We start from the raw sequence: 12631 nt of genomic DNA, 5'->3' as shown, positions 1-12631 counted from the left end.
CTCTCTAAGCCTTATAGCAATCTCTCATACCGCCCGATTTGCGCTGGCTGCAGCTCTTCCTAGTCTTAGGGCACGGCAGAACAGAACAAAAGGTGTGGTGATGGTCGAGACTCCGTGCAACGACGTGCTGGTCAGTTTTCGTGGCGTACAGAAGAGCTACGACGGCGAGAACCTGATCGTCAAAGACCTCAATCTGGATATTCGCAAAGGCGAGTTCCTCACCCTGCTCGGTCCGTCCGGCTCGGGTAAGACCACCAGTCTGATGATGCTGGCCGGTTTCGAAACCCCCACTGCCGGCGAAATCCTCCTGGCCGGCCGGGCGATCAACAACGTGCCGCCGCACAAGCGCGACATCGGCATGGTGTTCCAGAACTACGCGCTGTTCCCGCACATGACGGTGGCCGAGAACCTGGCCTTCCCGCTGAGCGTGCGCGGCATGAGCAAGACCGACGTCAGCGAGCGGGTCAAGCGCGCGCTGTCGATGGTGCAGCTCGACAGCTTCCGCAACCGCTACCCGGCGCAGCTCTCCGGCGGCCAGCAACAGCGCGTGGCTTTGGCCCGCGCGCTGGTGTTCGAGCCGCAGCTGGTGCTGATGGACGAGCCGCTCGGCGCGCTGGACAAGCAGCTGCGCGAGCACATGCAGATGGAGATCAAGCACATCCACCAGCGCCTGGGCGTGACTGTGGTCTACGTGACCCATGATCAGGGCGAAGCGCTGACCATGTCCGACCGCGTGGCGGTGTTCCACCAGGGCGAGATCCAGCAGATCGCCCCGCCGCGTGAGCTCTACGAGGCGCCGAAGAACACCTTCGTGGCCAACTTCATCGGCGAGAACAACCGCATCAGCGGCCAGTTGCTCAGCCGTGATGGCGAGCGCTGCGTGGTCGGCCTGGCCCGTGGCGAGAAGATCGAGGCGCTGGCGGTGAATGTTGGCGCACCCGGCGAGCCGGTGACTCTGTCGATCCGCCCCGAGCGCGTGCGCCTCAATGCCGCCAGCGAACAGTGCGCCAACCGCTTCTCCGGGCGCGTGGCGGAATTCATCTACCTGGGCGACCACGTGCGCATCCGCATGGAGGTGTGTGGCAAACCCGATTTCTTCGTCAAACAGCCGATTGCCGAGCTCGATCCCGCCCTGGGCGTGGGCGATGTGGTGCCGCTTGGCTGGCATGTGGAACACGTTCGCGCGCTCGATCCGCTGATCGTGGAATGAGTGCTTCGTTTATCAACCCGCACACCGCACACGTGGAGAAAACAACAATGAACAAACTGCACAGCAACCTTCGCCTCGGCGCCCTGACCCTCGGCCTGGCGTGTGCCGGCCAGGCGGCCGCCGCCGATCTGACGGTGATTTCCTTCGGTGGCGCCAACAAGGAAGCGCAAGCCAAGGCCTTCTACCAGCCGTGGGAAGCGGCCGGCAAAGGCAAGGTCATCGCCGGCGAGTACAACGGCGAGATGGCCAAGGTCAAAGCCATGGTCGATACCAACAGCGTGTCGTGGAGCCTGGTGGAAGTGGAGTCGCCGGAGCTGGCGCGCGGCTGTGACGAAGGCCTGTTCGAGGAGCTCGACCCGGCCCAGTTCGGCAACGCTGCCGACTTCGTCGACGGTGCCATCCAGCCGTGCGGCGTGGGCTTTTTCGTCTGGTCCACCGTGCTCGCCTACAACGCCGACAAACTGGCCAGTGCGCCGACCGGCTGGGCGGATTTCTGGGACGTGAAGAAATTCCCCGGCAAGCGCGGCCTGCGCAAGGGCGCCAAGTACACCCTGGAATTCGCCCTGATGGCCGACGGCGTGGCACCGAAAGACGTCTACACCGTGCTCGCCACCCAGGAAGGCCAGGACCGCGCGTTCAAGAAACTCGACCAGATCAAGCCGAGCATCCAGTGGTGGGAAGCCGGCGCCCAGCCGCCGCAATTCCTCGCCTCCGGCGACGTAGTCATGAGCTCCGCCTACAACGGTCGCATCGCCGCCGTGCAGAAGGAGAGCAACCTGAAGGTGGTATGGAACGGCGGCGTCTACGACTTCGACTCCTGGGCCATCCCCAAAGGCGCCAAGGACCTCGACGTGGCCAAGGCCTTCGCCGCGTTCTCGGTGCAGCCTGAGCAGCAGAAGATCTACTCGTCGAACATCGCCTACGGCCCGGCCAACAAGAACGCCGTGGCGCTGCTCGACAAGGGCCTGCTGGCCGACATGCCGACCACCCCGGAAAACATCGCGGGCCAGGTGGCCATGAACGTGACCTTCTGGGCCGACTACGGCGAGCAACTGGAACAGCGCTTCAACGCCTGGGCCGCCAAGTAAGTTCGGTAATGCCCCTCTCCTGCGGGGGAGGTCTGAGAGGGGGCGGCGCCGGTGGCGCCTGCTCCTCTCTTTTTTCGCCGCCTGGTGCGGCTCGATTTAGCGGAGCTAGCAATGGCTGAAACCGTCTCCCTCACCGAGTTCGCCGGCCTCACGTTGAAGCAGAAGCTGGCGCGTGCCGAGCGGATCAATCGCCTCAAGGCGCAGGGCCTGATCCTGCCGTTGCTGGTGTTCCTCGTCCTGGTGTTCCTGTTGCCGATCGGCATCCTGCTCTACAAGAGCGTGGAAAACCCCGAAGTGGTGCAGGCTCTGCCGCGTACAGTTGCGGCCATCGCCGCGTGGGATGGACGCGGCCTGCCGGAAGAGGCGACCTACAAGGCCCTCAGCCTGGACCTGGCCGATGCACGCAAGAACCAGACGATTGGCGACCTGTCCAAGCGCCTGAACATGGAACTGGCCGGCTACCGCAGCCTGATGGCCAAGACCGGCCGTGCCCTGCCATTCAAGCAGGAGCCTGCCTCCTATAAAGAAGCGCTGGAAAACCTCGACGAGCGCTGGGGCGACCCGGCCTACTGGCAGGTGATCCGCCGCAACGACAGTGCGCTGACCTCCTATTACCTGCTGGCGGCCCTCGATCACCGCATCGACGACCTCGGCGAGCTGGCCCCGGCTACCCCGGACCAGGCCATCTACCTGGACATCTTCGTCCGTACCTTCTGGATGGGCCTGGTGATCACCGCCATCTGCCTGGTGCTGGCCTATCCGCTGGCGTACCTGCTGGCCAGCCTGCCGACCCGGCAGAGCAACCTGCTGATGATCCTGGTGCTGCTGCCGTTCTGGACCTCGATCCTGGTGCGGGTGGCGGCGTGGATCGTGCTGCTGCAGTCGGGCGGGCTGATCAACGGCGCGCTGCTGGCCATGGGCATCATCGATGAGCCGCTGCAACTGGTGTTCAACCGCACCGGCGTGTACGTGGCGATGGTGCACATCATGCTGCCGTTCATGATCCTGCCGATCTACAGCGTGATGAAGGGCATTTCGCCGAGCTACATGCGCGCGGCGATTTCCCTTGGTTGCCATCCGTTCGCCAGCTTCTGGCGGGTGTACTTCCCGCAGACCCTGGCTGGCGTCGGCGCCGGCTGCCTGCTGGTGTTCATCCTGTCGATTGGCTACTACATCACCCCGGCGCTGCTGGGCAGCCCGAGCGACCAGATGATCAGCTACTTCGTCGCCTTCTACACCAACACCACCATCAACTGGGGCATGGCCACGGCCCTCGGCGGCCTGCTGCTGTTCGCCACCATGCTGCTCTACGTGGTGTACAGCTGGCTGGTGGGCGCTAGCCGCCTGCGTCTGGGTTGATCAGGAGAACATCGAGATGCTGAGCCCCTACAAATCGCCGATCGAACGCGCCTGGTTCTGGACCCATCGCAGCCTGTGCGCGCTGGTGCTGCTGTTCCTGATCCTGCCGGTGCTGGTGATCATCCCGCTGTCGTTCAACTCCGGCAGCTTCCTGGTCTACCCGTTGCAGGGTTTTTCCCTGCGCTGGTACGCCGATTTCTTCACCTCCGCCGAGTGGGTGCGCGCGCTGACCAACAGCCTGATCGTGGCGCCGGCCGCCACCGTGCTGGCGATGATCTTCGGCACCCTGGCCTCGATCGGCCTGACCCGTGGCGAATTCCGCGGCAAGGCGCTGGTGATGAGTCTGCTGATTTCGCCGATGGTCGCCCCGGTGGTGATCGTCGGCGTGGCCAGCTACCTGTTCTTCGCCCCGCTGGGCCTGGGCAACAGCTTTATCTCGCTGATCCTGGTGCATGCGGTGCTCGGCGTGCCGTTCGTCATCATCACCGTGTCGGCGACCCTGCAGGGCTTCAACTACAACCTGGTGCGCGCCGCCGCCAGCCTGGGTGCCACGCCGCTGACCGCGTTCCGCCGGGTGACCCTGCCGCTGATCGCCCCCGGGGTGATTTCCGGTGCGCTGTTCGCCTTCGCCACCTCGTTCGACGAAGTGGTGGTGACCCTGTTCCTCGCCGGCCCCGAGCAGGCGACGCTACCCCGGCAGATGTTCAGCGGTATCCGCGAGAACCTGTCGCCGACCATCGCCGCCGCGGCGACCCTGCTGATCGGCTTCTCCATCGTCATGCTGCTGACCCTGGAGTGGCTGCGAGGGCGCAGCGAGAAACTGCGCACCTCGATGCCGGAATAATCCCCGTGCATGGCCCTCTCCCGTCGGAGAGGGCCGCTCCCTGACATACGACAACTGCCTCTGACGGCGACTCAGGCTACAATCGCGCCACCGTGATTCAAGCTCTGAGGTCGTCATGCAACCCTTCGCCATCGCTCCGTCGATTCTGTCCGCCGATTTCGCCCGCCTGGGTGAAGAAGTCGACAAGGTTCTCGCCGCCGGCGCCGACATCGTCCACTTCGACGTGATGGACAACCACTACGTGCCCAACCTGACCATCGGCCCGATGGTCTGCGCGGCACTGCGCAAGTACGGCATCACCGCGCCGATCGACGCGCACCTGATGGTCTCTCCGGTTGATCGCATCATTGGCGACTTCATCGACGCCGGCGCCACCTACGTGACCTTCCACCCGGAAGCCAGCCAGCACATCGACCGCTCGCTGCAGCTGATCCGCGACGGTGGCGCCAAGGCCGGCCTGGTGTTCAACCCGGCGACCTCGCTGGATGCGCTGAAGTACGTGATGGACAAGGTCGACATGATCCTGCTGATGAGCGTCAACCCCGGCTTCGGCGGGCAGAAGTTCATCCCTGGCACCCTCGATAAGCTGCGCGAAGCGCGGGCGCTGATCGATGCGTCCGGCCGCGATATCCGCCTGGAGATCGACGGCGGGGTCAACGTCAACAACATCCGCGAAATCGCCGCGGCAGGCGCCGATACCTTCGTTGCCGGCTCGGCGATCTTCAACCAGCCGGACTACAAAGCGGTGATCGACGCCATGCGCGCCGAGCTGGCCCAGGTGCGCGCGTGACCCTGCTGCACGGCCTCTACGACGGCCGCCTGCCGCGCCTGGTGATGTTCGACCTGGACGGCACGCTGGTCGACTCGGTGCCGGACCTGGCAGCGGCCATCGACCGCATGCTCGGCCAGCTCGATCGTCCGGCAGCCGGGGTTGAGCAGGTGCGCGACTGGGTTGGCAACGGTGCCCGCGTGCTGGTGCGCCGCGCCCTGGCCGGCAGCATCGAACATGCCGCCGTGAGTGATGCGGACACCGAGCAGGCGCTGGAGCTGTTCAACCAGGCCTATGCCGGCAGCCATCACCTGAGCAGCGTCTACCCGGGCGTCACCGCGACCCTCAAGTGGCTGAAGAAGCAGGGGGTGGAGCTGGCGCTGATCACCAACAAGCCGGAGCGCTTTGTCGCCCCCTTGCTGGACGAGATGAAGCTCGGTCGCTACTTCCGCTGGATCATTGGCGGCGACACCCTGCCGCAGCAGAAGCCCGACCCGGCCGCGCTGCTGCATGTAATGCGCCTGGCTGGCGTCGAGGCGCAGCACGCGCTGTTCGTCGGCGACTCGCGCAACGACGTACTCGCCGCCCGCGCCGCCAGTGTGCCGTGCGTGGGGCTGTCCTATGGCTACAACCACGGGCGGCCGATTGCCGAGGAGCAACCGGAGCTGGTGCTCGATGACCTGCGCCAGCTGCTGCCGGGTGGTTGCCTGGAGGACGAGGCTACGCTAATGTCGGCGAACCCCTCCCAATACCCGCAGCCGAGAGAGCGCACCGTGGCGGTTCCCTGCAAACACTGGCTCAATCTTGCCAACATGAAAATCATCAAGGCCCTGGCCCGCTGGCGTTGGCGCGCCTGATCGATTTTTGGCCGGCCCGCCGGCGTGTTTGCTACCCCAGTGTTTTGCTTACCGGACGCCCACAGGCTTCCGGCCATGAGGCTGATTGATCATGACCCGCGACGAATTCCTGCGTTTGGCCGCTGACGGCTACAACCGCATTCCGCTTGCTTTCGAAACCCTCGCCGACTTCGACACCCCGCTGTCGATCTACCTGAAACTGGCCGATGCGCCCAACACCTACCTGCTCGAGTCCGTGCAGGGCGGTGAGAAATGGGGGCGCTTCTCGATCATCGGCCTGCAGGCCCGCACCGTGCTGCGCGCCTACGGCCACACGGTCAGTGTCAGCGTCGACGGGGTCGAGGTGGAGCGCCATGAGTGCGCCGATCCGCTGGATTTCGTCGAGCAGTTCAAGGCCCGCTACAACGTACCGACCTTAGGCGGCCTGCCGCGCTTCAACGGTGGCCTGGTCGGTTACTTCGGCTATGACAGCGTGCGTTACGTCGAGAAGAAACTCGGCGCCAGCCCCAACCCGGACCCGCTGGGCACCCCGGATATCCTGCTAATGGTGTCCGACGCCGTGGTGGTGTTCGACAACCTGGCGGGCAAGATGCACGCCATCGTGCTCGCCGATCCGGCCGCTGCCGATGCCTTCGAGCAAGGCCAGGCGCGCCTCGGCCAACTGCTGGACCAGCTGCGCCAGCCGATCACCCCGCGCCTGGGCGTCGACCTGGCCGCGCCGGCGGGTGCCGAACCGGATTTCGTCTCCAGCTTCAAGCGCGACGACTACGAGGCCGCTGTGCTGGCGATCAAGGAATACATCCTCGCCGGCGACTGCATGCAGGTGGTGATTTCCCAGCGCATGTCGATCCCGTTCCAGGCGGCGCCGATCGACCTCTACCGCGCGCTGCGCTGCATCAACCCGACGCCGTACATGTACTTCTTCAACTTCGGCGACTTCCATGTGGTCGGCAGCTCGCCGGAAGTGCTGGTGCGCGTCGAGGACAACCTGATCACCGTGCGCCCGATCGCCGGCACCCGCCCGCGCGGGGCCACGGAAGAGGCCGATGTGGAACTGGAGAAGGACCTGCTGTCCGACGCCAAGGAACTGGCCGAGCACTTGATGCTGATCGACCTGGGCCGCAACGATGTCGGCCGCGTCGCCAGCACCGGCTCGGTGAAGGTCACCGAGAAGATGGTCATCGAGCGCTATTCCAACGTCATGCACATCGTTTCCAACGTCACTGGCCAGCTCAAGCAAGGGCTGTCGGCCATGGACGCGCTGCGTGCCATTCTGCCGGCGGGCACCCTCAGCGGGGCGCCGAAGGTCCGTGCGATGGAAATCATCGACGAGCTGGAGCCGGTCAAACGCGGTGTCTACGGCGGCGCCGTGGGTTACCTGGCGTGGAACGGCAACATGGACACCGCGATTGCCATCCGCACCGCGGTGATCAAGGACGGCGAACTGCACGTTCAAGCAGGGGCCGGCATCGTTGCCGACTCACAGCCGGCCCTGGAGTGGGAAGAGACCCTGAACAAGCGTCGTGCCATGTTCCGCGCGGTCAGCCTCGCCGAACAGTCCGTACCTGCGGCCAAGAAGTAAGGGAGCCCCTACCATGCTGCTGATGATCGATAACTACGACTCCTTTACCTACAACGTGGTGCAGTACCTGGGCGAGCTGGGTGCCGACGTCCACGTGATCCGTAACGATGAGCTGACGGTCGCCGAGATCGAGGCGCTGAAGCCCGAGCGCATCGTGGTCTCGCCCGGTCCGTGCACGCCGACCGAGGCCGGGGTGTCCATCGAGACCATCCTGCACTTCGCCGGCAAGCTGCCAATCCTCGGGGTGTGCCTCGGCCACCAGAGCATCGGCCAGGCCTTCGGCGGCGACGTGGTGCGTGCGCGCCAGGCCATGCACGGCAAGACCAGCCCGGTGTTCCATGAAGACCTGGGCGTGTTCAACGGCCTGAACCATCCGCTGACCGTGACCCGCTATCACTCGCTGATCGTGAAGCGCGAAACCCTGCCCGAGTGCCTGGAAGTCACCGCCTGGACCCAGCATGCCGATGGCTCGGTCGACGAGATCATGGGCTTGCGCCACAAGACCCTGAACATCGAGGGCGTGCAGTTCCACCCGGAATCCATCCTCACCGAGCAGGGGCACGAGCTGTTCGCCAATTTCCTCCGACAGCAAGGCGGGGTGCGCTGACATGGATATCAAGGAAGCCCTCGGCCGGGTGGTCAACTCCCTGGACCTGAGCACCGAGGAAATGCAGGACGTGATGCGCGAGATCATGACCGGGCAGTGCACCGACGCGCAGATCGGTGCCTTCCTCATGGGCATGCGCATGAAGAGCGAGAGCATCGACGAGATCGTCGGTGCCGTGTCGGTAATGCGCGAGCTGGCCGCCAAGGTCGAACTGAGCAACCTGGACCACGTGGTCGATGTGGTCGGTACCGGTGGCGACGGCGCGAACATCTTCAACGTGTCGTCGGCGGCCACCTTCGTGGTGGCGGCGGCGGGCGGCAAGGTGGCCAAGCATGGCAATCGCGCGGTGTCGGGCAAGAGTGGCAGTGCCGACCTGCTCGAAGCGGCCGGCATCTACCTCGATCTGCAGCCCGAGCAGGTGGCGCGCTGCATCGAGCACGTCGGTGTCGGCTTCATGTTCGCCCAGTCGCACCACAAGGCCATGCGCTATGCCGCCGGCCCGCGTCGTGAGTTGGGCCAGCGCACCCTGTTCAACATGCTCGGCCCGCTGACCAACCCGGCCGGCGTGCGTCATCAGGTGATCGGCGTGTTCAACCAGGCGCTGTGCCGGCCGTTGGCCGAGGTGCTCAAGCGCCTGGGCAGCACGCACATCCTGGTGGTGCACTCGCGCGACGGGCTGGACGAGTTCAGCCTGGCCGCGCCCACACACGTCGCCGAACTCAAGGATGGCGTGGTCAGTGAATACCAGGTACAGCCGGAGGATTTCGGCATCAAGAGCCAGAGCCTGATCGGCCTCACGGTCGACGGCCCGCAGGCTTCGCTGGAGCTGATTCGCGATGCGCTGGGCAAGCGCCGCACCGAGAACGGCCAGAAGGCCGCCGACATGATCGTGCTCAACGCCGGCGCGGCGCTGTATGCCGCCGACCTGGCCAGCAGCCTGGCGCAGGGCGTGGCGCTCGCCCATGATGCATTGCACACGGGGCTGGCGCTGGAGAAGCTGTCGGAGCTGGCGTCCTTTACCGCGGTTTATCGAGTGGAGAACCAGGCATGAGTCTGCCTACCGTGCTGGAGAAAATCATCGCCCGCAAGTTCGAGGAAGTGGCCGAGCGCAGGGCGCGCGTCAGTTTTTCCGAGGTCGAAGCGCAGGCCCGTATCGCCGATGCCCCACGCGGCTTTGCCCGTGCCCTGCTGGAACAGGCGGCGCGCAAGCAGCCGGCGGTGATCGCGGAAATCAAGAAGGCTTCGCCGAGCAAGGGCGTGCTGCGCGAGGACTTCGTGCCGGCACAGATCGCCAAGAGCTACGAGGCCGGCGGCGCCACCTGCCTGTCGGTGCTGACCGATATCGACTTCTTCCAGGGCGCCGACGAGTACCTGCAGCAGGCGCGTGCCGCCTGTGCGCTGCCGGTGATCCGCAAGGACTTCATGGTCGACCCGTACCAGATCGTCGAAGCCCGGGCCCTGGGCGCCGACTGCGTGCTGTTGATCGTCTCCGCGCTGGATGACGTGCGCATGGCCGAGCTGGCCGCGACCGCCAAGGATGTCGGCCTCGATGTGCTGGTGGAAGTGCACGATGGCGACGAGCTGGAGCGCGCGCTGACGGTGCTGGATACGCCGCTGGTAGGTATCAACAACCGCAACCTGCACACCTTCGAAGTCAGCCTGGAAAACACCCTCGACCTGCTGCCGCGCATTCCGCGCGACCGCCTGGTGATCACTGAGAGTGGCATTCTCAACCGCGCCGATGTCGAGCTGATGGAAATCAGCGAGGTGTATGCCTTCCTCGTGGGCGAGGCGTTCATGCGTGCCGAGGAGCCTGGCAACGAGCTGCGCCGGCTGTTCTTCCCGGAGAAAGGACGCGTGGTGCTGGGCGCCGACCCGGACTGATCGCCGGCCAATAAAAAAGCCCGCCGATTGGCGGGCTTTTTTGTGCCTGGCAGAAGCTTTCGCCAGGCAGCAGTCCGTCAGCGGGTGCCGAAGACCACCATGGTCTTGCCTTTGACATGCACCAGACCCTGTTCCTCCAGGCTCTTCAGTACACGCCCGACCATCTCGCGCGAGCAGCCGACGATGCGGCCGATTTCCTGGCGGGTGATCTTGATCTGCATGCCATCCGGATGGGTCATGGCGTCTGGCTGCTTGCACAGGTCGAGCAGGGTGCGCGCGACACGGCCGGTAACGTCGAGGAAGGCCAGGTCGCCGACCTTGCGCGTGGTGTTGCGCAGGCGTTCGGCCATCTGGCTGCCCAGGGCAATCATGATTTCCGGGTCTTGCAGGGTCAGCTCGCGGAACTTGGTGTAGCTCAGCTCCGCCACTTCACACTCGGTCTTGGCACGTACCCAGGCACTGCGTTCTTTCTCGGTGCCTTCCTTCTCGAACAGACCCATCTCGCCGAAGAAGTCGCCGGGATTGAGGTAGGCGATGATCATTTCACGGCCGTCGTCGTCCTCGATCAGGATGGTGACGGAGCCTTTGATGATGAAGAACAGGGTTTCGCAGCGATCGCCCGCATAGATGATGGTGCTTTTCGCGGTGTAGCGGCGGCGATGGCAATGCGCGAGGAGTTTGTCGAGATTCTTGATTTTTGGTGTGAGGGTAATAGCGACCATGCCCGAGTCCCGAAAAGAAAAAAGAGTAAGCCTTTGTCCACAGGCGTTTTTTTATTTAGTTATCCGAACAAGTGTGCCAGTTATCCGCGGCCAGCTTAACAGACCGGACCGGTCGGGCAAGCCGATTTGCGACGTAGCTAACACTGGCTGTCACTAAACTCCGCGGTTCTGTCCGGGAGGGGCGGCGCAGAGGCCTGTGATAAGCTACGCGCCCCTTTTTGGCAGTGGAGTCCTGGCGATGAAAGCGCGCATTCAATGGGCCGGCGAGGCCATGTTCCTTGGCGAATCCGGTAGCGGTCACGTGGTGGTGATGGACGGTCCGCCCGAGGCTGGCGGTCGCAATCTCGGCGTACGCCCCATGGAAATGCTGCTGATCGGCCTGGGTGGCTGCAGCAACTTCGATGTGGTCAGCATCCTCAAGAAGTCGCGTCAGCCGGTGGAGAGCTGCGAAGCCTTCCTCGAAGCCGAGCGCGCCGACGAAGATCCCAAGGTGTTCACCAAAATCCACCTGCACTTCGTGGTCAAGGGCCGTGGGCTCAAGGAAGCCCAGGTCAAGCGCGCGGTGGAGCTGTCGGCGGAGAAGTACTGCTCGGCCTCGATCATGCTTGGCCGCGCCGGCGTGGAGATCACCCACGATTACGAAATAATCGAGCTGGGCGTCTGACACACGACGCTCATAAAGACGGCGCAGACTCTGGCAGTCGGCGCCGTCGCTCTGCATAATGCGCGGCCTTTTTTCGGGGCTGGCCAGCGCCCCAAACCTTACCCATATCGCCATCGCGAAGAGGTGTTAACCGTCCTACGCAGCTGTGTCGTTCGCAGTTGACGGGCATGCTCGATCACGCGGCAGAGCCGCATCCACAAAGAGAATCTCCAACGGTGAAAAGCAAACTCAAGCTCCACGGGTTCAATAACCTGACGAAGACCTTGAGCTTCAACATCTATGACATCTGCTACGCGGAAACGCCGGAAGACCAGCAGGCCTACGTCCAGTACATCAACACCGAGTACGACGCCGAGCGCCTGACGCAGATCCTCACCGATGTTGTCGACATCATCGGCGCCAATATCCTGAACATTGCCCGTCAGGACTACGACCCACAAGGCGCCAGCGTGACCATCCTGATCTCCGAACAGCCGGTGGAACCCACCGCCAGCCAGATCGAGGAATCACCGGGGCCGCTGCCGGATACCATCCTGGCGCACCTCGACAAGAGCCACATCACCGTACACACCTACCCGGAGATTCATCCGGTCGAAGGTATCGCGACGTTCCGCGTGGATATCGACGTGTCGACCTGCGGGGTGATTTCGCCGCTGAAGGCGCTCAACTACCTGATCCACCAGTTCGACTCGGACATCGTTACGGTCGACTACCGCGTGCGTGGCTTCACCCGCGACGTGCAAGGTAAGAAGCACTTCATCGACCACGAGATCAACTCGATCCAGAACTACCTCTCCGACGACACCCAGGACGCCTATCAGATGACGGACGTCAACGTGTACCAGGAGAACCTGTTCCACACCAAGATGCTGCTCAAGGACTTCGAACTGGACAACTACCTGTTCGGCGACGCCACCCGCAACCTCAGCGCCGAGCAGCGCAAGCAGGTGGAAGAGCGGGTGCGGCACGAGATGCTGGAGATCTTCTACGCGCGCAACATGCCGCGCTGAGACCTCGAGTCCGTGCACTGGATCCCCGCCTGCGC

General features: G+C 64.1%; 13 protein-coding genes. 12 read left to right on the top strand and 1 reads right to left on the bottom strand.

What is annotated here, in order from left to right; all coding sequences use genetic code 11:
- The first annotated feature begins 100 nt into the window (after positions 1-100).
- The 10 genes from H3H51_RS16990 to trpC all read left to right on the top strand — a co-directional run bounded on the left by H3H51_RS16990 (position 101) and on the right by trpC (position 10200).
- Positions 101-1210 (top strand): ABC transporter ATP-binding protein, encoded by a 1110-nt coding sequence (locus H3H51_RS16990; RefSeq protein ID WP_183090263.1) that lies wholly within the window; start codon positions 101-103, stop codon positions 1208-1210.
- Positions 1211-1257: 47 nt separating this feature from the next.
- The gene (locus H3H51_RS16985) at positions 1258-2298 is read left to right on the top strand and encodes an ABC transporter substrate-binding protein (protein WP_183090262.1); all 1041 of its coding nucleotides are present in this window, start codon (positions 1258-1260) and stop codon (positions 2296-2298) included.
- Positions 2299-2409: 111 nt separating this feature from the next.
- Positions 2410-3657, top strand: coding sequence for an ABC transporter permease (locus tag H3H51_RS16980; RefSeq protein WP_183090261.1), 1248 nt, complete (start codon positions 2410-2412; stop codon positions 3655-3657).
- 16 nt (positions 3658-3673) lie between these two features.
- Positions 3674-4501, top strand: coding sequence for an ABC transporter permease (locus H3H51_RS16975; protein ID WP_183090260.1), 828 nt, complete (start codon positions 3674-3676; stop codon positions 4499-4501).
- Positions 4502-4616: 115 nt separating this feature from the next.
- Positions 4617-5291 (top strand): ribulose-phosphate 3-epimerase, encoded by a 675-nt coding sequence (rpe, locus tag H3H51_RS16970; RefSeq protein WP_183090259.1) that lies wholly within the window; start codon positions 4617-4619, stop codon positions 5289-5291.
- A gap of 44 nt (positions 5292-5335) precedes the next feature.
- A complete protein-coding gene (locus H3H51_RS16965; RefSeq protein WP_183090521.1) occupies positions 5336-6127 on the top strand; it encodes a phosphoglycolate phosphatase in 792 nt (263 codons plus the stop codon).
- Between the two features lie 91 nt (positions 6128-6218).
- Positions 6219-7709 (top strand): anthranilate synthase component I, encoded by a 1491-nt coding sequence (trpE, locus tag H3H51_RS16960; protein WP_183090258.1) that lies wholly within the window; start codon positions 6219-6221, stop codon positions 7707-7709.
- Positions 7710-7722: 13 nt separating this feature from the next.
- Positions 7723-8316 carry an aminodeoxychorismate/anthranilate synthase component II gene (locus H3H51_RS16955; protein ID WP_183090257.1) on the top strand — a complete coding sequence of 198 codons (594 nt, stop codon included), beginning with the start codon at positions 7723-7725 and terminating at the stop codon, positions 8314-8316.
- A 1-nt stretch (position 8317) separates the two neighbouring features.
- Positions 8318-9367, top strand: coding sequence for an anthranilate phosphoribosyltransferase (gene trpD, locus H3H51_RS16950; protein WP_183090256.1), 1050 nt, complete (start codon positions 8318-8320; stop codon positions 9365-9367).
- A complete protein-coding gene (gene trpC, locus H3H51_RS16945) occupies positions 9364-10200 on the top strand; it encodes an indole-3-glycerol phosphate synthase TrpC (protein ID WP_183090255.1) in 837 nt (278 codons plus the stop codon). Before trpD ends, trpC begins: the two co-directional genes overlap by 4 nt.
- A 77-nt stretch (positions 10201-10277) precedes the next feature.
- Here the strand turns inward: trpC and crp are convergent, their stop codons facing one another.
- On the bottom strand, positions 10278-10922 hold the full coding sequence (gene crp, locus H3H51_RS16940) for a cAMP-activated global transcriptional regulator CRP (protein ID WP_183090254.1): 645 nt from the start codon (positions 10920-10922) through the stop codon (positions 10278-10280).
- A gap of 238 nt (positions 10923-11160) precedes the next feature.
- Between crp and H3H51_RS16935 the strand changes: the two genes are divergently transcribed.
- Positions 11161-11586, top strand: a complete 426-nt coding sequence (locus tag H3H51_RS16935; RefSeq protein ID WP_183090253.1) for an OsmC family protein — start codon at positions 11161-11163, stop codon at positions 11584-11586.
- 215 nt (positions 11587-11801) lie between these two features.
- On the top strand, positions 11802-12596 hold the full coding sequence (gene speD, locus H3H51_RS16930; protein ID WP_183090252.1) for an adenosylmethionine decarboxylase: 795 nt from the start codon (positions 11802-11804) through the stop codon (positions 12594-12596).
- The last annotated feature ends 35 nt before the right edge of the window (positions 12597-12631 follow it).

The sequence above is a fragment of the Aquipseudomonas ullengensis genome, assembly GCF_014174475.1.
Taxonomy (GTDB): domain Bacteria; phylum Pseudomonadota; class Gammaproteobacteria; order Pseudomonadales; family Pseudomonadaceae; genus Aquipseudomonas; species Aquipseudomonas ullengensis.
Note: the sequence above shows the minus strand (reverse complement) of the source record. Positions and strands in the feature narration are given on the sequence as shown.

What these genes read in the sequence shown, in the direction of transcription:
- H3H51_RS16990 (WP_183090263.1), top strand. Translation starts at nt 101, where the DNA reads ATGGTCGAGACTCCGTGCAACGACGTGCTGGTCAGTTTTCGTGGCGTA.
- H3H51_RS16985 (WP_183090262.1), top strand. Translation starts at nt 1,258, where the DNA reads ATGAACAAACTGCACAGCAACCTTCGCCTCGGCGCCCTGACCCTCGGC.
- H3H51_RS16980 (WP_183090261.1), top strand. Translation starts at nt 2,410, where the DNA reads ATGGCTGAAACCGTCTCCCTCACCGAGTTCGCCGGCCTCACGTTGAAG.
- H3H51_RS16975 (WP_183090260.1), top strand. Translation starts at nt 3,674, where the DNA reads ATGCTGAGCCCCTACAAATCGCCGATCGAACGCGCCTGGTTCTGGACC.
- rpe (WP_183090259.1), top strand. Translation starts at nt 4,617, where the DNA reads ATGCAACCCTTCGCCATCGCTCCGTCGATTCTGTCCGCCGATTTCGCC.
- H3H51_RS16965 (WP_183090521.1), top strand. Translation starts at nt 5,336, where the DNA reads ATGTTCGACCTGGACGGCACGCTGGTCGACTCGGTGCCGGACCTGGCA.
- trpE (WP_183090258.1), top strand. Translation starts at nt 6,219, where the DNA reads ATGACCCGCGACGAATTCCTGCGTTTGGCCGCTGACGGCTACAACCGC.
- H3H51_RS16955 (WP_183090257.1), top strand. Translation starts at nt 7,723, where the DNA reads ATGCTGCTGATGATCGATAACTACGACTCCTTTACCTACAACGTGGTG.
- trpD (WP_183090256.1), top strand. Translation starts at nt 8,318, where the DNA reads ATGGATATCAAGGAAGCCCTCGGCCGGGTGGTCAACTCCCTGGACCTG.
- trpC (WP_183090255.1), top strand. Translation starts at nt 9,364, where the DNA reads ATGAGTCTGCCTACCGTGCTGGAGAAAATCATCGCCCGCAAGTTCGAG.
- crp (WP_183090254.1), bottom strand. Translation starts at nt 10,922, where the DNA reads ATGGTCGCTATTACCCTCACACCAAAAATCAAGAATCTCGACAAACTC.
- H3H51_RS16935 (WP_183090253.1), top strand. Translation starts at nt 11,161, where the DNA reads ATGAAAGCGCGCATTCAATGGGCCGGCGAGGCCATGTTCCTTGGCGAA.